This is a genomic window from Aureisphaera sp. (assembly GCF_059726885.1).
The window spans coordinates 968,895-991,262 of the sequence record NZ_AP041051.1; the positions used below are offsets into that span (position 1 = coordinate 968,895).

At 41.0% G+C, this 22,368-nt stretch carries 17 protein-coding genes; 5 read left to right on the forward strand and 12 right to left on the reverse strand.

All coding sequences use genetic code 11. The features are described 5' to 3' along the window. Positions 1 to 32: 32 nt before the first annotated feature. Positions 33 to 572: a GNAT family N-acetyltransferase gene (locus AC6JAD_RS04525; RefSeq protein ID WP_461302329.1), complete on the forward strand. Its 540-nt coding sequence runs from the start codon at positions 33 to 35 to the stop codon at positions 570 to 572. Here AC6JAD_RS04525 and nagB read toward each other — a convergent pair whose 3' ends face one another. The 7 genes from nagB to AC6JAD_RS04560 all read right to left on the reverse strand — a co-directional run bounded on the left by nagB (position 573) and on the right by AC6JAD_RS04560 (position 10,177). Continuing rightward, positions 573 to 2,489, reverse strand: a complete 1,917-nt coding sequence (gene nagB / locus AC6JAD_RS04530; protein ID WP_461302328.1) for a glucosamine-6-phosphate deaminase — start codon at positions 2,487 to 2,489, stop codon at positions 573 to 575. Positions 2,490 to 2,712: 223 nt separating this feature from the next. After that, positions 2,713 to 3,774, reverse strand: coding sequence for a hypothetical protein (locus AC6JAD_RS04535; RefSeq protein ID WP_461302327.1), 1,062 nt, complete (start codon positions 3,772 to 3,774; stop codon positions 2,713 to 2,715). A 119-nt stretch (positions 3,775 to 3,893) separates the two neighbouring features. Continuing rightward, a complete protein-coding gene (locus AC6JAD_RS04540; protein WP_461302326.1) occupies positions 3,894 to 4,169 on the reverse strand; it encodes a FoF1 ATP synthase subunit delta/epsilon in 276 nt (91 codons plus the stop codon). Between the two features lie 78 nt (positions 4,170 to 4,247). Further along, positions 4,248 to 5,753, reverse strand: a complete 1,506-nt coding sequence (gene atpD, locus AC6JAD_RS04545; RefSeq protein ID WP_461302325.1) for a F0F1 ATP synthase subunit beta — start codon at positions 5,751 to 5,753, stop codon at positions 4,248 to 4,250. Positions 5,754 to 5,882: 129 nt separating this feature from the next. Continuing rightward, positions 5,883 to 7,730 (reverse strand): glutamine--fructose-6-phosphate transaminase (isomerizing), encoded by a 1,848-nt coding sequence (gene glmS, locus AC6JAD_RS04550; protein WP_461302324.1) that lies wholly within the window; start codon positions 7,728 to 7,730, stop codon positions 5,883 to 5,885. Positions 7,731 to 7,745: 15 nt separating this feature from the next. Continuing rightward, positions 7,746 to 9,347, reverse strand: coding sequence for a BamH family beta-barrel-assembly machinery protein (bamH, locus tag AC6JAD_RS04555; protein ID WP_461302323.1), 1,602 nt, complete (start codon positions 9,345 to 9,347; stop codon positions 7,746 to 7,748). Positions 9,348 to 9,367: 20 nt separating this feature from the next. After that, positions 9,368 to 10,177: a glycogen/starch synthase gene (locus AC6JAD_RS04560; protein ID WP_461302322.1), complete on the reverse strand. Its 810-nt coding sequence runs from the start codon at positions 10,175 to 10,177 to the stop codon at positions 9,368 to 9,370. A gap of 100 nt (positions 10,178 to 10,277) precedes the next feature. Between AC6JAD_RS04560 and panC the strand changes: the two genes are divergently transcribed. The 4 genes from panC to AC6JAD_RS04580 all read left to right on the forward strand — a co-directional run bounded on the left by panC (position 10,278) and on the right by AC6JAD_RS04580 (position 13,709). Further along, on the forward strand, positions 10,278 to 11,129 hold the full coding sequence (panC, locus tag AC6JAD_RS04565; protein WP_461302321.1) for a pantoate--beta-alanine ligase: 852 nt from the start codon (positions 10,278 to 10,280) through the stop codon (positions 11,127 to 11,129). A gap of 44 nt (positions 11,130 to 11,173) precedes the next feature. Continuing rightward, positions 11,174 to 11,524, forward strand: coding sequence for an aspartate 1-decarboxylase (panD, locus tag AC6JAD_RS04570; protein ID WP_461302320.1), 351 nt, complete (start codon positions 11,174 to 11,176; stop codon positions 11,522 to 11,524). A gap of 1 nt (position 11,525) precedes the next feature. Next, positions 11,526 to 12,491, forward strand: a complete 966-nt coding sequence (locus tag AC6JAD_RS04575; RefSeq protein WP_461302319.1) for a lysylphosphatidylglycerol synthase transmembrane domain-containing protein — start codon at positions 11,526 to 11,528, stop codon at positions 12,489 to 12,491. A 63-nt stretch (positions 12,492 to 12,554) separates the two neighbouring features. After that, positions 12,555 to 13,709 carry an alpha/beta hydrolase gene (locus tag AC6JAD_RS04580; RefSeq protein WP_461302318.1) on the forward strand — a complete coding sequence of 385 codons (1,155 nt, stop codon included), beginning with the start codon at positions 12,555 to 12,557 and terminating at the stop codon, positions 13,707 to 13,709. 83 nt (positions 13,710 to 13,792) lie between these two features. On the opposite strand, the gene AC6JAD_RS04585 is transcribed toward AC6JAD_RS04580, so the two are convergent. The 5 genes from AC6JAD_RS04585 to AC6JAD_RS04605 are packed head-to-tail and all read right to left on the reverse strand — an operon-like array spanning position 13,793 to position 22,364. Beyond that, positions 13,793 to 14,374 (reverse strand): hypothetical protein, encoded by a 582-nt coding sequence (locus AC6JAD_RS04585; protein WP_461302317.1) that lies wholly within the window; start codon positions 14,372 to 14,374, stop codon positions 13,793 to 13,795. Continuing rightward, positions 14,361 to 17,789: a hypothetical protein gene (locus AC6JAD_RS04590; RefSeq protein WP_461302316.1), complete on the reverse strand. Its 3,429-nt coding sequence runs from the start codon at positions 17,787 to 17,789 to the stop codon at positions 14,361 to 14,363. The genes AC6JAD_RS04585 and AC6JAD_RS04590 overlap by 14 nt, the downstream gene beginning before the upstream one ends. 10 nt (positions 17,790 to 17,799) lie before the next feature. Further along, on the reverse strand, positions 17,800 to 21,171 hold the full coding sequence (locus AC6JAD_RS04595; protein ID WP_461302315.1) for an autotransporter outer membrane beta-barrel domain-containing protein: 3,372 nt from the start codon (positions 21,169 to 21,171) through the stop codon (positions 17,800 to 17,802). Between the two features lie 5 nt (positions 21,172 to 21,176). After that, entirely contained in the window at positions 21,177 to 21,857 is a 681-nt protein-coding gene (locus AC6JAD_RS04600; RefSeq protein ID WP_461302314.1) for an outer membrane beta-barrel protein, read from the reverse strand. 9 nt (positions 21,858 to 21,866) lie between these two features. After that, entirely contained in the window at positions 21,867 to 22,364 is a 498-nt protein-coding gene (locus AC6JAD_RS04605; RefSeq protein ID WP_461302313.1) for a T9SS type A sorting domain-containing protein, read from the reverse strand. Between the last annotated feature and the right edge of the window lie 4 nt (positions 22,365 to 22,368).

Here is a 22,368-nt window from a genome sequence, read left to right on the forward strand (position 1 = left end):
TTACCGTATATTGACAGAACAATCTGCTAACAATGATCACCTATTGCCGTTGTACCGAAACTTCTGAATTGGAGCAAATTTTAGCATTGCAACAACAGAATTTGCCACAATCCCTTTCAGAAAAAGAACGATTAAATGAAGGTTTTGTCACCGTTCATCATGATTTCGATCTCTTAAAGCGCATGAATGATGCCTGCCCACATACCATTGCCAAAGATGGGGATAAAGTCGTGGGCTATGCCCTTTCTATGCATCCCAAATTTGGAAAAGAAATAGAAGTCCTTGTTCCTATGTTTACCGAAATTGACAAAGCCATTTCACAAAAAAAAGACTATGCCAACTACATGGTTATGGGACAAGTATGCATAGATAGAGCCTACAGAAAACGTGGAATTTTCCGAAAGTTATACGAATCCATGAAAGAATTCGTGGTGCCACCATTTTCTTGTATCATTACTGAAGTGGATCGTAAAAACGAACGCTCATTAAATGCGCACCTTGCCATTGGCTTCGAAACGATATACTCCTATCATTTCGATGGCCGAGATTGGGAGTTGATTGCATTTTCCTAATTAGAAATGATATCTTTTAAATGCTTCAATGGCGGCATAATCTGCCAGACCTAATTGATTGTATTTGGACGCGGTAAGACGATTGCGGTCCTCCACCCGAACCCAGAACTCCCGAGTATCATTTCCTTGAAACATGACTCCATCCTTCTGCGATTGATGGTAAAATATAGCATGCCGCTTTTTTAATACTTGATCTGGACTCATTGGAACCGCCATTTCAATTTCATAAGGCTCCCATTCTTGCCATGCGCCCCTATAAAGCCATACCCAACAGTCTTTCATATACTCATTGGTCCTAAGACGGTCTAAGGCTTCAAATAAGGCATCCAAACATACTTTATGGGTGCCGTGTGGATCTGCTAAATCTCCCGCAGCATAGATCTGATGTGGTTTCACTTCATCAATAAGTTGGCACATGAGGTCGATATCATCCTCGGAAAGGTTATTCTTCTTTATGGTACCTGTTTCGTAAAATGGTAAATCCATGAAATGAAGTTTTTCCTCCCCAAGGCCCAAATATTTAGCCGCTAGGTAACATTCGTTTCTCCTAATAAGTCCTTTCAATTTTCGAACCTCTAAACTATCTACAGCATTTTCTTCTTTATTCGTCAAAAATTGTATGATGCTGTATATCGTATCAGATGTTGAATTCAAGTCTTGCGCAATTTTCGCAAATTTCAACGCCTCATCATCAGAAACAGCAATATTTCCAGAGGTCTGATAAGCTATATGGACATCATGTCCTTGTTCAATTAATCGATCAAGGGTACCGCCCATAGAGATTACATCGTCATCTGGGTGTGGGCTAAAAATAAGAACCTTTTTCTTCGCAGGCCTGGCTCTTTCGGGCCGAGAAGTGTCATCGGCCTTAGGCTTTCCACCGGGCCAACCGGTAATGGTGTGCTGTAGTCTATTGAACATTTCAATATTGAGGTCGTACGCTGAGCCTATCTCCGTCAATAAATCAGCAAGACCATGATCGGCATAATCCTTATTGGTAAGCGTTAATATGGATTTATCTAGCAATTCACTTAGCCATACAACAGCCTTTAATTGCATGGCCTTATCCCATTGGCAGGAAGTTACTACCCAAGGGGTTTTTATCCTTGTTAGTTCCGAAGAAGCTGCCGTATCCATTACAAAAGAGGTATTCCTATGATCCTGAAGATAAGTTGCGGGAACATGGGAAGTAATCTCTCCTTCTATTGTTTCCTTTATTATTTCGGCCTTATTGCTACCCCAGGCCAATAACACGATACGCTTTGCACTTTTGGTGGTTCCTATCCCCATGGTAATTGCCTTTCTTGGAACATTGTCTATTCCCAAAAAAGCAGGAGCAGCATCCAATCGTGTTACGTGATGTAACGTAATGATACGGGTCCCGGAATTTTTATGAGAACCTGGCTCATTGAAACCAATATGACCCGTTCTTCCTATTCCGAGTAATTGAAAATCCAATCCCCCCAAAGCCTTTATTTTGGCTTCGTAGTCCAAACAATACTGCCGTAGGTTTTCTAGTGCCACTTTGCCATCCGGGATATGAACATTTTCCGGAGGAATATCGATATGATCGAACAGGTGTTCGTGCATGAAATAGTAATAACTCTGAATGTTCGTTCTTTCCATCCCATAATATTCATCTAGATTGAACGTAAATACATTGGAGAAGCTCAAGCCTTCCTCACGATGCATACGAACTAATTCTTCGTATACCTTTATAGGAGAGGACCCTGTAGCCAAGCCGAGAACACAAGGTTCTCCATTTTGTTGTTTTTCACGTATGAGCTGAGCTATTTCTTGAGCTACCAATATGGAAGCTTCCAACGAAGAATTGAAAATAACATTGTGGATTTTTTCGAATCGGGTTTCCTCAAACATCCCCGGCTCTTTATGGGCAATAGACAGAGTATTAGACATACAATATTACGGCTTAGGAGGTTAAGCCTACTAAGTTACCAAATTGCTGATTAAGAATTGGAATGGCGGACTCAATTTGGTACACTTTAGTACTATTTGCACTCTGTATATAGTTTGTCTTTTAGCGTTTACATGGTTAAAGACATTTCATAAATGATGGGTTGCATGGTTGCGAAAATCAATTGAAAATTTAAAGAAAAGCTTAATACATAAGGTTATTCATTCATATAGAGGAAAGATCGATGGTTTCCTTTTTTATTCTTCTATGTCCAATGGGAGCAGTGGTATCTATAAGGTCAACATTAAATTTTAAGGCAAGTCTCTTCCCCATTTTCAAAGCCTGTGTATACGCTCCATACTTTCCTAATTTGAAAAATTTGTCTTTGTTATATCCAAAATGTATTCTATACATGCCGTCGGTATTTTCATGTAATGAAACATATTCGTAATTTCTAATAAGCATCCAGCGGCCATATTCTATAGGTCCTATTCTATAAGTTACTTTATACTGTCCATTTTTAAAGTCGATCAGGTAATCCCTTACCAAAAAAAGCATCGCCGCCAATCCAGCCAACATACAGACAGTATATCCCATTAATAGCAATCCTTTTTCCAGCTCATAATCGTTTTTTACCCAAAGATCGACGAGAAGGAACACCCCTAACAATGCCGCTCCAAATAATAGTAGAGCCAACATATTTTGCCAAAAGGGTCGTTGTCCTTCACTAAAATAAGCGCTTATCTGACGATTTTCTGGAGATACGTGTGGTGCTTTCTTATCCTTCCAATATTCATCGATAATCAAATTATGCACAGGAATGGAAAGAGCATCACTTATTCCATTTACCTTGGCCAATGCCTTTTGTTCCTTTCTTATTTCGAATAGGTTAATGTAGTTATTGTCATCATAAAATAATCGGCCTTCATAGTACTCGGTATAATTGCGGAATACTGAAACATACTCCAGCCGCTCATACTTGATAATTGATCTTTCAAAAACAACCCCAGCTACACTTTTAATTATACTAATGTGTTTTTGTGAAACATTTACATGTACGCTTATTTTGGTTCCTATTACAAAACCTGCAAAAAAGGGAATTGTGGCGACAAAGAAACCTGCGATAGGATTGTAGGCTGTTGGGTCATAATCCTCGAATATGTAAGGCACGGCAAAACCATAAACGATTAGAAAAAAGGCGAGCATTAAGAATAAAAAGGATAGAAATCGTCTGCCGTAGGATATACTGCCTTTTATTTTATGAATGTAGCCCGTTGATTTTACCATTATGACAATAATACAAAAATCCCGAACTCCTTTCGGAATTCGGGATTCGTATATTGAAATGATGTGCTTTTGTGGCCTCGATACATCCGTGTCTTCGACACGACCACTCGGCCACCGACCTAATCGGCCAATACAATCACTTTGTTGTCACTCATTTGAACAGTACCACTGTTGATTTCCAATATCCATTTTCCGTCTGCCTGAGTGAATTTGTTTTCGAAACCTTCAGCTATAGTCGGATTTCCTGCAAATTTCACTTTTCCCTCTCCTAACAAGGAAACCACTGGTGCGTGACCATTCAACATTTGGAATTCCCCATTCATACCTGGAACTGTTACGCTTTCTACGTCACCGCTCACTAGGGATGCTTCAGGAGTTACTATTTCTAAGTACATATTGTTCGTATTAAGTAATGAGTTTTGAGTAATGAGTGTAATTAAGGTGAGCCTTAATACTCATATCTCAAATCTATTTTATGCTTCTGCAAGCATTTTCTCACCAGCTTCCATCGCTTCTTCGATGGTTCCTTTCAAGTTGAAGGCAGCTTCTGGAAGGTGATCTAACTCACCGTCCATGATCATATTAAATCCTTTGATGGTATCTTTAATATCTACCAAACATCCTGGGATTCCCGTAAACTGCTCTGCTACGTGGAAAGGTTGGGAAAGGAAACGTTGTACACGACGTGCACGTCCTACCGCCAATTTATCTTCTTCGGACAATTCTTCCATCCCTAAAATCGCGATGATGTCCTGTAATTCCTTATAACGCTGTAAAAGCTCTTTTACTCGCTGCGCACAATCATAGTGCTCATTTCCTAGGATATCTGCTGTCAAGATTCGAGAGGTAGAATCCAATGGGTCTACCGCAGGATAGATACCAAGCTCAGCAATCTTACGGGATAATACAGTAGTTGCATCTAAGTGAGCAAACGTTGTCGCCGGTGCAGGGTCAGTTAAATCATCCGCAGGTACGTAAACCGCTTGTACCGAAGTAATGGATCCTTTCTTTGTAGAAGTAATACGCTCCTGCATGGTTCCCATCTCTGTTGCCAATGTTGGCTGATATCCTACCGCAGATGGCATACGTCCTAGAAGTGCAGACACCTCAGAACCAGCTTGTGTAAATCGGAAGATATTATCTACGAAGAAAAGCACATCTTTCCCTTGTCCATCTCCGGCTCCATCACGGAAATACTCAGCAATGGTCAATCCAGATAGTGCCACACGTGCACGGGCTCCAGGAGGTTCGTTCATCTGTCCGAATACGAATGTTGCTTTCGATTCTTTCATTACGGCTTTATCCACCTTGGATAAATCCCATCCTCCTTCTTCCATAGAGTGCAAGAAGTCGTCTCCATACTTAATAATTCCGGATTCCAACATCTCACGAAGCAAATCGTTTCCTTCACGAGTTCGTTCTCCTACTCCAGCAAATACAGACAAACCACCGTGTCCCTTTGCAATATTGTTAATCAACTCCTGAATCAATACCGTTTTACCTACCCCGGCACCACCAAACAATCCAATCTTACCTCCCTTTGCATAAGGCTCGATAAGGTCGATTACTTTGATCCCTGTAAATAAAACTTCAGTAGAAGTTGATAGATCTTCAAACTTAGGTGCTTCACGGTGAATTGGAAGACCATCATTTCCGGCTTTCGGAAGGTTTCCAATACCATCGATCGCATCTCCGATTACATTGAAAAGACGCCCATAAATATCCTCACCAATTGGCATTTGGATAGGCGCTCCTGTTGCAACAGCATCTACACCACGGCTTAAACCATCTGTAGAGTCCATGGAAATAGTACGTACGGTATTCTCACCAATGTGTGATTGTACCTCCAGTACCAATGTTACTCCATTGTTTTGTACTTCTAGTGAATCGTAAATTTTCGGAAGTTCTGTTCCTGTGGCAAACGCAACGTCTACTACCGGTCCAATAATCTGTGCAACTTTTCCTGTAACTTGTGACATTTCTAAGTGTTTATTTTTTAGTACTGTTAGGAATGGAAAATGCCACTCCTAAAAATCGGTGCAAAGATAGGTTTTTCTGTTGCAAAAATGCAACGGAATGAAGTAAAATTTTGAATGTAATTTTTGGAATTACTCTACCGTAACGCTCTTGGCTAAATTACGTGGCTGATCCACATTTTTGCCCAACATTACGGCAATATGATAAGACAACAGCTGTAACGGAATGGTCGTTACTAACGGGCTAAGGGTTTCAGGGGTTTTAGGAACTTCCATAACAAAGTCTGCCAAGCCTTTTACCACAGTATCCCCTTCGGTGACCACCGCAATAATTTTCCCTTTTCTAGCCTTTATTTCCTCAATATTGCTCACCACCTTTTCGTAGTGGTTACTATTTACGGCAATAACTACAACGGGCATCTGCTCATCGATCAGGGCAATGGGACCGTGTTTCATTTCGGCAGCTGGATACCCCTCTGCATGGATATAGGATATTTCTTTAAGCTTTAAGGCTCCTTCTAATGCTACGGGGAAATTGTAACCCCTTCCCAAATACAAGAAGTTGGCCGCTCCCATGAACACCTCGGCAATTTCCTTAATCTTCGGTTCACTCTTTAGGGCTCCTGCCACGTGCGATGGGATCATCTCCAATTCGCGAAGGTGGTTCATATAATCCCTTTTGGAGATCGTTCCCTTTTCGTTCGCCAATCGCAGTGCGATCATTGTTAATACGGTTATCTGCGTAGTAAATGCCTTAGTAGATGCCACTCCAATTTCCGGTCCAGCATGCGTATAGGTTCCGCTGTGCGTTTCCCTTGAAATTGAGGATCCAACCACATTGCACACCCCGTATACAAATGCACCTCGTTGTTTAGCCAGTTTTATGGCGGCCAAGGTATCTGCTGTTTCCCCACTTTGGGAAATGGCAATGACCACATCTTTCTCACCAATGACTGGGTTTCGATACCTAAATTCTGAAGCATACTCTACTTCAACCGGAATTCGGGCCCAATCTTCAAAAATATACTCGGCAACCAAACCGGCATGCCAAGAGGTTCCGCAGGCAACGATAATAATACGGTCCGCATTCAGGAATTTTTGGATGTGATCTTCAAGTCCGCCCAACTTAATAATTCCTTGGTCTGCTAACAAACGACCTCTATAGGTATCCTTAATTACGGTAGGTTGTTCGTTGATCTCTTTCAACATAAAGTGATCGTACCCACCCTTTTCAATTTGCTCCAAATTCAATTGAAGTTCATGAATATATGGGTCTACGAGACTATCATCCTTAATTTTTCGAACCTTTACCCCTTTTTTCTTGCTAATTATCGCCATCTCCTCGTCTTCAAGGTAGATCGCATTATTCGTAAATTCTATAAAGGGAGTGGCATCACTTGCCACGAAGAATTCATCATCTCCTATACCGATAGCCAAGGGACTTCCCAATTTGGCCACTACAATTTCATTGGGCTTATTTCTATCGAAAAGAGCTATAGCATAAGCTCCAACCACTTGGTTTAAAGCTATTTGTACCGCTTTTCCTAATTTTACGTTTTCCTGTTTCTTTATCTCCTCGATAAGGTTTACCAAAACCTCTGTGTCGGTATCACTGGTAAACGTATATCCACGGTTTATCAAAGCTTGCTTTATGGAAGCATAATTTTCGATAATACCATTGTGAATAATTACCAGATCTCCACTATTGGAATAATGTGGATGTGAGTTGATGTCGTTAGGAACTCCATGCGTTGCCCAACGGGTGTGACCGATTCCCAGTTTTCCGGTAGTTGAAATTTCAGAATGTACCCTCGACTCCAAATCGGCTACCTTACCTTTGGTTTTGGAAACCTGAATGTGTGTACCATCGTACAATGCTACACCAGCACTATCATAGCCCCTATATTCTAGGCGCTTGAGCCCATTTAAAATAATAGGGTAAGCTTCTCTTTCTCCTATATATCCTACGATTCCACACATAAATTTGTTGTTAGGTTATTCGGGTACGGTGTAAAAAATCTGAAGTCTAAGTCTTTTTTCTTGATTTGGGGATCTATTTCCATGCAACACGGTTCCTTCCTGCGAAGAAATTGAAGTGTTCGGTAAACTCTCTAGGGAAATTATATTTTCAGGGTCCGATGCATCCAATTCGATGGGATTGCGCAAATCTTGAAAGTCTAACTGACTTACATTTTGCGAAACCATAAGCGCCAAAGGAACATTTATTGAGTCCCTATTTATAAGATTGCTCAAATGCGTTGTGATTCTTACTTTGTAGAAATCCCCAATATTGTCCGAGCCTCGTTCCAAACGCCCCAAATGCGAGGTATAAGCATTTACCGGCGAATTACCCGAAGTAAGGTCTATTGTATAATCTGCCAAAACCCTCTGGTTCTTGGTTTCATAGATAATAAGTCTTTCAGGTTCCTTCGATCCACCTGGAATTAGAGACTGATCGACATAAAAGATAAGGTTGGCTTCATTAATGATCCAATCTTCATTTCTCAGGTCTTCCAGATCTTCAACTCCATTGCCATCTTCATCACCTCCAAATAGATTGATCATGGTAACAATTCCGTCGCCTCCCCTAACGTACAGTTTTTCTTCCCCGTTCTGGGTATCTGGACTTGTTAATTGGGCCATAATTCCGGGTGGCACATTCGTGTCGAATACATTAACATTAATCCCACTGAAATTCATTTCAAACTCACTGCGCACACGAATAATCTCCCCGTCATCATCTGTTTCCTGATTTCCATTTTCGTCCAGAGTGGTTGTCTCCGAAGTGTAATGCATGGTAAGGGCCATTTCCTGATCATTGAAAATAAACAGGTTATCCCCAGATTGCATTTCTTCTACCTTTATATATAACCCTCGGAAAAACTCGGTGAAATTATTATTGGTTAATAACTCCGGCTGCCCTTCCCTATCGAATATTTTTTCTTGAAAGAAGGTAGTTGGTAATTCCATTAGCAACCCAGGATCTAATGTTAGGGTGTCTTCGGTACTTTCAAAAATCAATTCGTGTGCCTGATCTGAAGGCACAAAATCATCCATCTGCACCAATAACTCTCCCAATTCAGGATCGAAATCGTTCGCCTGATCTGAAAAATATTGTTGTGCCTCTTCAAAACCAGAATCTGGATCTAAGTTCCTTAATAGATAATTAGACTCGTATACCGATACCCTCATGGGTGTTTCCCCATAAATGGAATCTAAAGTGAAAGTCGTGACATCATCTGAAGTGGTAGAACTTGAAAAGTAAGGAATGTACAGCACTACCTTTTCTATGGTTGGGGACAATGTATCATGGGGAAAGTTAGGATCTGGTGAGACCATTCGCACCTGCCCTAAGAAGTCCGCCTTGGACTGCCCATACACTGGGTCATTGTATATTCCAAGTTGATAAGCAATTAGACCATTGGTTTGCACTCCGTTGAGCGCAGTACTATAGGACACCACATCCATCACCGTATCTGGTGTTGTAAAGTTTTGTCCAATAATATCTGTATCTACCGTACTAAAATCTTCTTCGCAAGATGCTAGGGCAACGATTAGGGTGAAAATTACTCCAAACTTGAGTAATAGGTTCTTCATATTCATACTTCGAAATGGTATTAATCCAGAACTTTTGTCTGGTAAAAATCTAAATAAGCCTGTTCAACTTCTTCTTTATTATGATATTTTAACACTGGTTTTTCGAGATTTTTAAGATACGCTTCGAAATCTGGAGAAATATCATTGGATGCTACAATTACAGCATCGCTATTATCCATGGCCGTTTTCATCACGTTGAAGTAATCCGGGTTTGAAAGATGTGCAATCTTATCCTCCGAGATTTCATCAAACTTAATTTTGTTGATCAGTTCCTTATTTAACGAATCGGCAAAGCCTTGATTGTATAATGAAGTAACAATTTTACTATTCTCAAAGAGTGGTTCGTTACCGTAATAGGTCCTTAGGTACAAAGGCAAGAAAGAAGCTAGCCAACCATGCACGTGGATAATATCTGGAGACCAGTTAAGCTTTTTAACGGTTTCAATAACCCCTTTGGCAAAAAAGATGGCTCGCTCATCATTATCCTTATAGAAGTTTCCGTCTTCATCTGCATAAGTAGCCTTACGCTTAAAGTAATCTTCATTGTCTATAAAATATACCTGCATGCGCTCTTTTGGAATGGAAGCCACCTTAATGATTAAGGGCATGTCTAGGTCATTTATGACCAAATTCATTCCAGAAAGTCGAATTACCTCATGAAGTTGATGGCGACGTTCATTAATATTACCATATCGAGGCATGAAAATTCGGATTTGGCCACCATTGCCATTAACCATCCTTGGTGCTTCAAACGACATGGAAGAAATCTCGGTCTCTGGAAGATATGGAATTACTTCTGAAGACACATACAAGACTCTTTTATCTTTCATAAATTCTATTATTTATAGGCTTATTTATAGAATGTGCAAAATTACGAAAATTTATGCAGATTGCGCTTTATATCTTAATTTTGCTCGATTTCATTCCATTATGATCTATCATCACAAAAAGACGTTACGTCAAGAACTTGATTCTTACACTCAAAAAAAACAGTCCATAGGGTTTGTTCCTACCATGGGAGCGCTTCACAAGGGACATCTTTCCCTAGTGGAAAAAGCACTTTCAGAAAACGCCATTGTGGTTGTTAGCATTTTTGTGAATCCAACGCAGTTCGATAACCCTTCAGATCTCAAAAAATATCCCCGTACGCTCGAAGCAGATGCCCAATTGCTTTCAGGATTAAAAGGCAATATAGTAATCTACGCTCCAGATGTGGAAGACCTCTATGGTAGTAAGGTCGAATCAAAGAACTACCGTTTCGGTGGTTTGGAACATGCCATGGAAGGAAAATACCGAAGCGGGCATTTTGATGGTGTTGGAACCGTATTGAATCTATTATTTAGGGCCATAGGGCCAGATAGGGCCTATTTTGGGGAAAAAGACTTTCAACAACTACAAATTGTTCGCCGTCTTGTCGAAATTGAAACACTCCCTTTGACCATTGTAGGGTGCCCCATCTTGAGGGAATCCCATGGATTGGCGATGAGCTCGCGCAACCAAAGGTTAACGCCAAAACAATTTGAGAAAGCAGATCTTATTTACCATACCCTTAAAAAAATACAATCATTGTTCGCACAGGAAAGTATTCCTACACTTCAACTAATGGCCGAGAAAGCATTTGCTGAAAGTCCGCACCTGGAGTTGGAATATTTTGAGATTGCCAACATTGAAACCTTAAAGACTGCGGTACGCAAGAGAAAGGGAAATGAGTACCGTGCTTTTGTGGCCGCATATGCAGGGGAAATAAGACTTATTGATAATATGCAACTTGCCAAAATATAATTCGCGCTTTTAAAAAACTAAAATCATAATCGTATCTTTGCACCATGCAAATTCATGTAGTAAAATCTAAGATTCACAGGGTAAAGGTAACAGGTGCCGATCTCAATTATATTGGCAGTATTACCATAGATGAGGATCTTATGGACGCCGCCAATATTGTGGAGGGCGAAAAAGTGCAAATTGTAAATAACAATAATGGTGAACGCCTAGAGACCTATGCCATTCCGGGCCCAAGGAATAGTGGTGAAATCACTTTAAATGGTGCCGCTGCGCGCAAAGTTGCCCCAGGAGACATTCTTATCCTTATTACATATGCGATTATGAGTGTAGAGGAGGCAAAGGAATTTAAGCCTGCACTGGTATTCCCTAATGAGGAAAATAACTTACTCATTTAGTTTGAATAAATCCCTTTCTAAATTCCTTCAGATTTCAATCCCATTGGCCCTTGGGATATTCCTTATTTGGTTCATTTTTGGAAAGTTTACTCCAGAACAGAAAGAACAGGTGTTATTTCATTTTAAAAATGCCAATTACTGGATTGTAGCCCTTGCTGTATTCTTGAGCGTATTCAGTCATTTAGTGCGTGCCTATCGTTGGAATTTTATGTTGGAGCCTTTGGGCTTTAAACCGAAATTGTTGAATAATTTCATGGCCGTTTCCATTGCTTACCTTATGAACATCTTTATTCCTAAAAGTGGTGAAGTTTCGAGGGCAGTAGTACTTAGTAAATATGAAAAGGTCCCCTTCGACAAGGGTTTTGGCACCATAATATCGGAACGGATTGTAGATCTTCTCCTGTTGTTCCTATTCACGTTGATCGCCCTTTTGTTGGAATTTGACACTTTGTTTGCCTATCTCAAGGAAATTGTTCCTGTCCGTAAAATTGGCCTACTACTTTTGGTATTGGCTGTCTTGGGCATTCTCTTTTTGCTTTTCATGAAATATTCGAAGAGCCCATTAAGTTTGAAGATTAAGAAATTGATCTCAGGCCTTAAAGATGGGGTCCTTAGTGTAGCTACCATGAGAAAAAAAGGTCCATTTATACTGCATAGTTTGTTTATTTGGGGGCTTTATATCCTTTCATTCTATACGGCTACCCAAGCACTACCAGATACTTCGGAAATAAGCTTAGGTACTGTGATCATTACGTTTGTGGTCGGAAGTTTTGCCTTCGCCTTTACGAATAGTGGATTTGGCACTTATCCTGCTGCTATTATGGGTATTCTTTTGGTATTTGGCATCCCGGAAACACTCGGAACCGCTTTTGGATGGATCGTATGGACTTCCAATATTGCCGCTATACTGCTTTTTGGAGTACTTTCTTTTATATTCCTTCCCATTTACAATAGGGATAAGCTTTAGGGTTTCTCTCTCACCGTCACTTTTCAAAATTTACTATCTTACCCTCCTAAATCATTACCGAACATGAAACGAATCCTACTACCTGTAATTGGCTTACTACTTACTTTTTCAGGACTGTCCCAATCTAAAATCATCTATGAAGAATTCACCTCACTTAAATTGGAGGAACCGCGTAGATTGAAAATTCAATTGCCAAGGGATTATGAAGAAAACCTAGACAAGTCCTACCCCATTGTTCTCGTATTGGATGCGAATTACCTATTCGAACCCGTTGCGGGAAATGTAGATTATTTCGGTTATTGGGAAGATATGCCTGAGGCGATCGTAGTGGGTATTATGCAAGGGGATAAACGTTATGACGATTGCAACTACGACGACACTAATTTTATGCCGGCAGAAACTGGTGCGGACTTTTTTGAGTTCATTGGATTGGAGTTAATTCCTTATATAGACAGTAGTTACCGTACTGCGAAATTTACGATAGCCGTAGGCCATGACTTCACGGCTAACTTCATCAATTATTATTTATTCAAAGACCCACCATTGTTCAATGGTTATATAAACCTAAGTCCTGATTTAGCTCCCATGCTAGATGAGCGACTTCCACAACGTATCCCAAATATTGAATCTAAGTTGTTCTATTATCTGGCCACAGGCACAGATGATATTCAGGATTTAATGGAAATAACCGAAGACCTCAACAAAAAATTAAGCCCCTTAAAGTCCGAAAAGTTTTCGTACTACTTCGATAATTTCGAAGGGGCTACACACTATTCCTTAGTGGCAAGGGCCATACCCTCTGCTATGGAAAAGATTTTTTCGGTCTACCGCCCTATTTCCAAACAGGACTACAAAGATATTTTGATGACAACTGAAATGCCAATTCATCAGTACCTTATCGATAAATACAAAACGATTGAAGACCTTTTTGGCCTTACGAACCCCATTCGTGTCAATGATTTCTTAGCTACTGCCAAGGCTAGCGAAAAAAGAAAACAGTGGGACTCTCTTCGCGAAATTGCATCTATGGCCAAAAAACAATACCCAGACACCAATTTAGGCGATTATTACCTTGGGCGATATTATGAAGAGGTAGGGGAACCCAAAAAGGCGATGCGTATTTTTCAAGGGGCTTTCGACAAGGAAGAAGTAGACTTCATAACCACCGACCTTATGTTGGATAAGGCAGATAAAATTAAAGAGGATTTTGGATATTAAGTTGTCATCCCTTTTAAAAAACAAGCCCTCTACTTAACTAAAAGTGAGGGCTTTTTCCTTGGTTGATAGTTGAAAATGAAACCTTAGGATTTAATCTTCTTTTGCTCCGTCCGGAAATACTCTATATACTTAATGATTTCTTGAGTTCTTCTCAGGTACTCTTCAAAAATATCTGGGCGCATCACCTCTGGCTTACCTTCCTTTATGTTCGTTATGGAGGGGTCGAAAAAAGCATAGGTATAAAAAGCTGCCGAAACAATTTTGTCTGATGGAACAGCTTTATCATAGGCGTAGATATACTGTAACACGGCTTCTTTATGATCCGGGTACAGGTAAATCATTTGCCAAAACGATTTCTGTATTTCATTTTTAGCAATACTCTCCCTTACATCTTCGAAGGTATACGACTTGTATACGCTTGCACGATAAGACTCATCATTCATTAATTTTTGGGCCTCCTTACTAAAAATCATTTTATCCCCTTCTACCTTTACTCCGGGTTCTTGTAGCGATTCAATCCAGTCGGCATAGGAGTCCTTTTGCGACACTATCTTTTCAACTTGCTCTTTGGTGTAAACGGGCACACCTTGAGATTCTTGGGCTATTAAACCAGAAACTATTAGTATTGCAAATACCTGTGTAATGCTGTTTTTAATGGCTCGCATAGGTCTCTTCCTTTTGTTCAACAGTCTTAAGTTTTTGAGTTATTCGAAGCAACCGTGCTTCAAGGCCTTCCACTTTGGCCTCCAACTGCTTTTGATCTTTTTCAAGTTCTTTCATGGCTGTGCTGAAATCTCCATTCTTCACCCCAACCACTACATTAATCAATTTAGGCCCTTCACTCAGGTTGTTTTCCCACGAACGACCCACGGCAAAGGTATAATCGTCCAGTTTCATTTCATCTTCAGATTTTGCGACTCCATAGCCACTTATATCGAAGGAGGCAACTATATAATCGCCAGAACGGACAGGTCCCATGACTTTTACGGGTACTTGACCGACAAAGGCCACATTATTCCCTAAATGCTCTTGACCTGCTTCTGCAGCGTTCCCTTGAATAATGGGGTGATGGGAAGCCACCATTACCTGCTCCGCATCCTGTAAGTCTTTTGTTATTTTTCCTCCTTTAACTGCCACAATATCTCCGAAGGTGATTCGCTCTTTATGATCTATTCGCTCCAACCACTCTGCATAATCTCCATTGCCCGAGGAATACTCTACCCCTAACTTATTAAATTCGTCAATATAATTTACAAGGGCAACTGTTCCTGCCACCTCACCTTCGACTATATCTACGCCTATAAAATTAGACAGCACATTGAGCACGTATAGGTTATCTAGTGCCGTATTATCTATAAAGTCCGACGTAGATTGTGCCCTTATTACCCCCGTCATTCGATCATCCTTATCGACAAATTTCATATACTCGTTTTCTTTGGTTAAGGGATCATTGAAAAGGTTTGGAATATTCGGGATATTGAATTGAGGTACATTCCCCGTTGGAAAATTAATTCCCAACGCTGGAAAATAATTGGCCGGATTAGGTATGGGTGGACCCGAGGGCAAGTTTCTGCTTAATGGTATGGTTGGGACTGTTATCCCGGGAAAGGCAATTCTTGGAATTCTAGGAATACATATATTGATTGGTGGAATACAAACCCTAATACAACCAGCAAAGGGAAAGCAGACACTATAGCAGTATTGCCCAGAACATTGAGGATCATTTCCTCCATAGAATTGTATCTCATTAGACAAAAGCCTTCCTGGCATATTAAGGTCTGGAAATGCCTTTGGCAGTCCTAAATTGTTATTGATTAAGGTAAACGTTTGGTTCTGAATGTTATTCCTAGCCATCTGGTCAATTACATCGGGTGCCAAAGAAATGGCCTCGTTGAACGTAATTGGTCCTGGGTTTTGAAGCTTTGCCTTCAGGAACTGAAATTCTGTGTAGTAAGTACCTTGTGGGTCATCGAGATCTGCCAGTGTTGGGTTGGGTACTTGTACTATGGTACTCCCATCCCAAGCTCCATGATTTTTGCCCAACTTAATCGTGATTCCCTTTCCGTTCTGGGTGTTCGTGTTCACGAATGTGGCAACAGCATTAGGGTTGTCACTGGAGACCGAAATCCCCGATGAGGTTAAGTTAGTCAGGCTAGTAGACCCTGTAACGGTTAAATCATTATTAAGCGTTGTTGCATTGTTTACGGTGAGAATATCGTTAAGGGTAGTTGCTTCGGCAACAGTGAGTATTCCAGTCAGTTCCGTTTCGGCGCTGTTGTTTACATTCAAGGCATTAAGATCTGTTGCTTCCTCTACCGCTACATTTCCAGAAAGGAAGGTGCTGCTTCCATTGGTAACATCAAGATTGGCCTGCAACGAAGTACTTTCATCTACGGTCAACGTTCCCGTTAAGGCAGAAGGGCTCCCATTCAAAACATCCAATGACGCGTTCAACACTGTTGCCTCATCTACCGATAAGGTTCCGTTTAAGGAAGATGGAGATTGTCCTGTTACCTCAAGGGCATTGTTCAAAGTGGTGGCTCCATCTATTTCGAGCGGACCTGTGAACGATGTAGGTTCCGAATTGGTAACGGTAAGGTTATCATTTAACGTGGTTGCATTAAAAACATCTAAATTACCACCTAAAGCAGTATTCCCTTCTACATCCAAGTCCCCCGATAAGGTTACCAAAGCACCATTCAACACATTAAGCTCATCGTTAAAGTTAGTGATTCCTTCAACCGTTAGATTGTCGCCAAATTCAATTTCCCCATTCACATTTAAGGATCCCGAAAGATAGGTGGGGCTTCCATTTAACACCATGAGTCTTCCGTTGAGCTGGGTGGCCAAGCCTACCGATAGCGTTCCCGATAGATAAGTATCGCTTCCATTGTTGACGCGAAGTAAGTTGTTTAAATCGGAAGTGCCTTGGGTTAAAAGTTCACTTCCCATAGAAGTCTGACCTTCAACCGCAAGTATTCCACTTAACGAAGTAGGGTTCCCATTATTTACCGAAAGTGAACTATTAAGGTTTGTATCTCCTTCTACAGTTACGTCTTGTTGTAAAACCGTATCCCCACCAATGGTCATATCGCCAGAAACATTTACGTTGCTCGCATTATTTACCAGTACATTCGAATTGAAATCGGATACACCATCTACAGTCAAATCACCGGATAATGTAGTAGCCCTCTGATTATCTACCCTAAGTGCATTATTTAGGGTTGTTGCGCCGTCTACATCTAATGTTCTTCTTAAAATCGTGGCATCTTCTACAGTTAGTGTACTATTAAGCAGAACCGCTTCATCTACGATAAGTCGATCCCTTAGACGAGTCGTCCCTTCCACATCCAATGTGCTTCTTAATCGGGTACTTCCTTCTACTTGCAGTGTGCTATTTAATTGGGTAGCATCTGCAACACCCAAGCGATCGCCAAAATGAGTGTCCCCATCTACCTCTAAGGTTCCCGTAAAACGGGTTCTTTGTTGATTGTTGACATCCAAGGAATTATTTAATTGTGTGGCTCCAGTTACGCTTAGACTTCCGGAAAGTTGGGTAGCGCTTTCATTATTTACATTTAGGGAGCTATTAAGATTGGCGGTTCCGTTCACCACCAAATTTTCTCCAAAAAGAATGTCGCCTTCGGCATTAAGATTACCCGTGGCAATAATATCACGGTGAAAAGCAAAAGGCACAAAGGTCAGGGTTTGAGTACTTAGCTCATTGAATCGATCTCCCAAATTAATTTCTACCATAAGATCCTTGCGCGTGCCTACCCATCGAATATTTGTGAAGGCATTTTGGCTTATCTGTTCTCCTTGACCTATGACCAAGTTGATCATCCCATCTGCATCTGTTTGGGTTTGATGTTGCTCTTTATAAGCTACACTACCATCCTGGGAAAATATCGTAAACCTCAGGGTTACCTGGGCATTGGGCAATATATTTCCAGAGGCGTTAACCCCTGGCAATTCCTGAATATTGGGATCTAGAATAATCGCCTGATAGGTTAGACCGTCCGTCTGGGCATATGCTCCCATCCCCAAAAGAAAAATCCATATGTATAAAAGATGTTTCATAATTGGTAGATTAGCGATTGTTTTCTAGTAAATCGTTGGCTTTTTTGTCTAAGGCATTCACCTTGGCTTCTATGGCCTTGAACTGTTCTTCGTATGCTCTTTGCTTTTGCTGCATCTTTTTCATAATGGAAACCCAGTCTCCATTGTGGACCCCTACTACGGTATTTACCATTTTTGGACCCTCATTTAAGTTTTGTTCCCAAGAGCGACCTACGGATAGTTTAAAATCCTCTGCGGTCATTTCAGCTTGGGACTTTGCTTGTCCGTATCCGGGCAATGTAGGGTGGGCAACTATATAATCTCCTGTGTTTACAGGCCCCATAACTTTCACGGGGACTTGCCCCATGAATGCAATATTGTTTCCTAAGTGTTCTTTTCCTTCTTCGGGAATGTTACCGAGTACAATGGGTCTATGTGAAACCACCATGATCTGTTCTACGTTAGAAAGGTCTTTGGTGATTTTCCCTCCTTCTACTGCTACGATATCTCCAGTGGTAAGGTATTCCATTGGGTCTTTACGTTCCAGCCATTCCGCATAATCTCCATTCCCAGAGGAATATTCTACCCCAACTTTGTTCAATTCATCAATGAAGTTGGTGATATAAACACCTCCTGTTGCTGCCACATCTGCTGGATCTACCCCCACAAAACCGGAAAGTACATTGAGCACATACAAATTGTCTAGGACAGTGTTGTTTACAAAATCCTCCATGGATTGGGCGCGGATGGTTCCCGTTTTTCTGTCGTCTACATCCAAGAAGGTGACATACTCATTTTCCTTGGTAAGTGTGTTTTGAAATGGATATCCAGAGTCTGTGGTGAATGGAACATCGGGAACAGCGATGTTTGCAAAACCACTAACCGGGAGCGTAGGACTTAATGCAGGTAAATAATTTGACAAATCCGGCAGTGGTATGGGGATAGGTATGTTGGGTAAATCTACCCTTGGAATATCCCATTCAGGAATACTCACCCCAACAAAAGGAATGTCGTATCCCCCAAAAACAGGTGGAGAGTCTGGAATTATATTGGTAGACGGTACTGTGAGGTTTGGAAATGGTATTGGTAATCCCATCCCGCCCTGATTGGTCGGTGCATTCATGCGCTGAAACACAAAATTGGATATGTAATTAATGGCAGCCGTTTTGGCAAAACCTGGCAGCTCTGCCAATACACTATTCACGTCTATCGTTCCACCATTCTGCAGTTTACCTTGGATAAAGTCGAACCCATCTTTGTATATACTTCCCGATGCTTGGGAAGTGTTTATGATAGGGTTTGGAAAGTCGTTCACTATGGTATTTGTATCCTCTCGGTAGGCTCCGTGAAACTTTCCTAACTTAATTATGATTCCGTCTCCATTCCCCGTATTAGTGTTGTTAAAGGTTGCAATGGCTCCAGGGTTATCGCTAACAATGTTTATGGTTTCTGTATTAAGGTTTCCTAAAAATGTATTTCCTGTAACAGTGAGGTCATTATTTACAGTTGTAGCTCCGGCAACCGTTAAGGTATTCCCCAAGGTGGTTTCTCCAGTGACATTTAAAACACCACTTAAATTAGTCTCACTCCCGTTAAGCACGGATAGATTATTATTTAAATCGGTGGTTCCATCCACGGTTAAAGCTCCGGTTAATTTTGTATCGGATCCATTTAGGACATCCAAATTATTGTTCAAGGTGGTCACCCCATCAACATTTAAAGTGCCTGTAAGGTTTGTGGGGGAAGCATTTGTAACATCCAGACTATTGTTAAGTGCGGTCGCTTCATCAACAGTAAGTGTCCCTGTAAGATTGGTAGGACTTTGATTGGTTACTTCAAGGGAATTATTGAGTGTAGATTCTCCATCTACTACCATGGTTCCTGTTAAATAGGTTTCCCTTCCATTGGCAACGGTTAAGCCTTCATTTAATGTGGTTGTTCCGTCAACAATTAAAGTGCCGTCCATATCGGTGTCACCGCTTACATTTAAACGTCCGGACAAATTGGTAGGTGCGCCGTTATTGACGAAGACAAAGCTGTTTAGGTTGGTTACCCCGTTAACGGTAAGGTTGTTATTCAAGTTCATTGCTCCATCCACATCCAATGTTCCCGAAAGGAAAGTAGGGCTCCCATTATTTACTGAAAGACTACTATTTAGTTCTGTCCCCAAGTCTACCGTAAGACTTCCCGATAGATTTGTTGGGCTTTGGTTATTTACATTAAGTTCGCTTTCCAAATTGGTCGGCCCGTCTACAGCCAATGAACTTCCCAATGTAGTGGCATCGGTAACGTTCAATGTTCCGGATAGGTTTGTGGGACTGTTATTATTCACATTAAGGATTCCATTCAAATTGGTATCCCCATCTACCGTAAGATCATCTTCAAATAAGGTGGTTCCTTGCACCACCAAATCTCCTGACACGTTCAAGGAACTATTGTTATTAATGTTTACGTCGTCATTTAAATTAGTTACCCCGTCTACGGTAAGTGTCCCGGTAAGCCGAGTTGGGCTTGCATTGGTGACATCCAGTGTATTGTTAATGGTGGTGGCACCATCAACGTCTAATGTGCTATTTAGTTCCGTAGCATCCTGCACCGCTAGTGTACTATTAAGTCGAGTGGCACCATCTACTTCGAGGGTACTGTTCAAATTGGTCGCACCATCAACATCCAAGGTGCTGTTCAAATCTGTAGCACCTTCTACTCTTAAATTATCATTCAAAACCGTAGCACCGTCTACTTCCAAAGTGCTTCTTAACTGTGTTTCCAAGTCAACATTTAATATCCCTGTAAGATGCGTTGGGCTTTCATTATTTACGTCAAGTGTATTATTTAGATTAGTAGCTCCATCTACAGTAAGTGATCCAGACAGTTGTGTGGGACTTTCATTATTTACAGATAGGCGATCGTTCAAATCTGTAGTACCTTCGACCACCAAGTTGCCTCCAAAGAATACGTTGCCATCTACATTCATCGTCCCCGTAGCAATAATATCCCTATGAAAGGCGTACGGTATAAACGTTAATGACTGGCTACTCAGGTCGGTAAAGCGACCATCGAATTGAATTTCGACCTTCAGGTCTTTGCGGGTGCCATCCCAGAAGATTTCCGTAAACAAATTCGCTCCTTGGGGTTGCCCTTGGCCAATGATTACATTTACTAAACCATATGCATCGGTACGCGTGTTCTGAATTTCTGTATACTCGCGACTGCCGGCAGCATTGAAAATGGTAAATCGTAAGGTGACATCGGTATTGGGCAATATATTTCCTGTAGCATTATTCCCGGGCAATTCCTGCACATTTGGATCTATGATGACTGCTTGGTAATGTAGACCATCTGTTTGGGCATAGGTAGCCAAGGAAATCATAGATATGATAAATAAAAGAAGTGGTTTTTTCATGACTTCTAGTTTTGTGTTTCGTTAGTGGTGGTTCCTTCCACCGGAGTTTCTTCTTTTTTACGGCAAGGGATATCTACAATAACCCCCACGCCCAACGAATGAACATTAATTCGCAATTCGGTAGTAGCTGAATTGTTTTCATCATCCAGCGCCAGTCCAGAGCCGTAGAGATATTGAGCGTAGATTTGGGCTTTTTCAGATATATTGAAACGGACTCCCCCTCCGCTCCTAAAAAACATCGCGATATCGTTAAATTCTTCAATATCCTTTACATTGAATACCTGATCGTTAATAGTTTGTACCCCATCTACCATCCACTCCGCATTTACCGTGGCAATTACATAGAAAGACACATCTTCGGTAATCGAAAAGTCATAATCCAAACCAAGATTAAACCCTAAATAATCGATATCCCATTCGAAGAAATTGCCGACGACATCATCACTGCCGATAGCTCCATAGCTGTTATAGGAAAGCCCGGTTGTTAGGGACAATCCCTTATATAATGAATGTTTATAACCAGCACCAACATAACTTTTGGTTTTGGACTGAAGGTTTTCCAACTCCTCCCCTTGGTTATTCTGAAACTTAAAATGAGAGGTGTTCCTTCCTGTCTCCACATAAACCTGTTGTGCGTAAGCCAGGGTACCAGAACATAAAAGAATAATGAGTAAAAGCTTTTTCATATCGATGGGTTAGTTTTTTAATAAGTTGGCCTTAAGTTGTTTTTCTTCTGAGGTAACCAAAAGCACATAAGCGGCTTTTGAAAGAAAGTCTAAATTCACTTCAATTTCCTGGGCTGCTTCAAAGGGTTTGTCATATACCAACCTTCCTTGCATATCATATAGAATTATGGAAAGTTGGCCTTTAACTTCTTCATTGAATTTTATACGAATGGAACTTTGAAAAGGATTGGGATATACCACCGCATCGAGATCTGTATCCTCCTCAACAATACTGCGAACCCGAATGGGTGGCTGAATAAATCCCTGTCTTGCTGTTATAGTTTCCGAAGAGAAACTACCAATTGCACTTTGCTGTCCTACACTTTGTTGAAGAATGTACTCCTGTTCTCCATTGGAAACCGTCTCCGAGCTTCCAGAAGCACTTATGGATGTCCTCACCACTTGTTGTGATTGGGTAGCATAAGTTCCTAGGAAGAACAATACAATTATGACATATTTTAAATACATATCC

Bases quoted from the DNA above. Each gene is read 5' to 3' on its own strand.
- glmS (WP_461302324.1), bottom strand. From the start codon at position 7,730: ATGTGTGGAATCGTAGGATATATAGGAGAAAGAGAAGCTTACCCTATT.
- AC6JAD_RS04595 (WP_461302315.1), bottom strand. From the start codon at position 21,171: ATGAAAAAACCACTTCTTTTATTTATCATATCTATGATTTCCTTGGCT.
- atpD (WP_461302325.1), bottom strand. From the start codon at position 5,753: ATGTCACAAGTTACAGGAAAAGTTGCACAGATTATTGGACCGGTAGTA.
- AC6JAD_RS04560 (WP_461302322.1), bottom strand. From the start codon at position 10,177: ATGAAAGATAAAAGAGTCTTGTATGTGTCTTCAGAAGTAATTCCATAT.
- AC6JAD_RS04540 (WP_461302326.1), bottom strand. From the start codon at position 4,169: ATGTACTTAGAAATAGTAACTCCTGAAGCATCCCTAGTGAGCGGTGAC.
- AC6JAD_RS04525 (WP_461302329.1), top strand. From the start codon at position 33: ATGATCACCTATTGCCGTTGTACCGAAACTTCTGAATTGGAGCAAATT.
- AC6JAD_RS04605 (WP_461302313.1), bottom strand. From the start codon at position 22,364: ATGTATTTAAAATATGTCATAATTGTATTGTTCTTCCTAGGAACTTAT.
- panC (WP_461302321.1), top strand. From the start codon at position 10,278: ATGATCTATCATCACAAAAAGACGTTACGTCAAGAACTTGATTCTTAC.
- AC6JAD_RS04535 (WP_461302327.1), bottom strand. From the start codon at position 3,774: ATGGTAAAATCAACGGGCTACATTCATAAAATAAAAGGCAGTATATCC.
- panD (WP_461302320.1), top strand. From the start codon at position 11,174: ATGCAAATTCATGTAGTAAAATCTAAGATTCACAGGGTAAAGGTAACA.
- nagB (WP_461302328.1), bottom strand. From the start codon at position 2,489: ATGTCTAATACTCTGTCTATTGCCCATAAAGAGCCGGGGATGTTTGAG.
- AC6JAD_RS04590 (WP_461302316.1), bottom strand. From the start codon at position 17,789: ATGAAACATCTTTTATACATATGGATTTTTCTTTTGGGGATGGGAGCA.
- bamH (WP_461302323.1), bottom strand. From the start codon at position 9,347: ATGAAGAACCTATTACTCAAGTTTGGAGTAATTTTCACCCTAATCGTT.
- AC6JAD_RS04585 (WP_461302317.1), bottom strand. From the start codon at position 14,374: ATGCGAGCCATTAAAAACAGCATTACACAGGTATTTGCAATACTAATA.
- AC6JAD_RS04580 (WP_461302318.1), top strand. From the start codon at position 12,555: ATGAAACGAATCCTACTACCTGTAATTGGCTTACTACTTACTTTTTCA.
- AC6JAD_RS04600 (WP_461302314.1), bottom strand. From the start codon at position 21,857: ATGAAAAAGCTTTTACTCATTATTCTTTTATGTTCTGGTACCCTGGCT.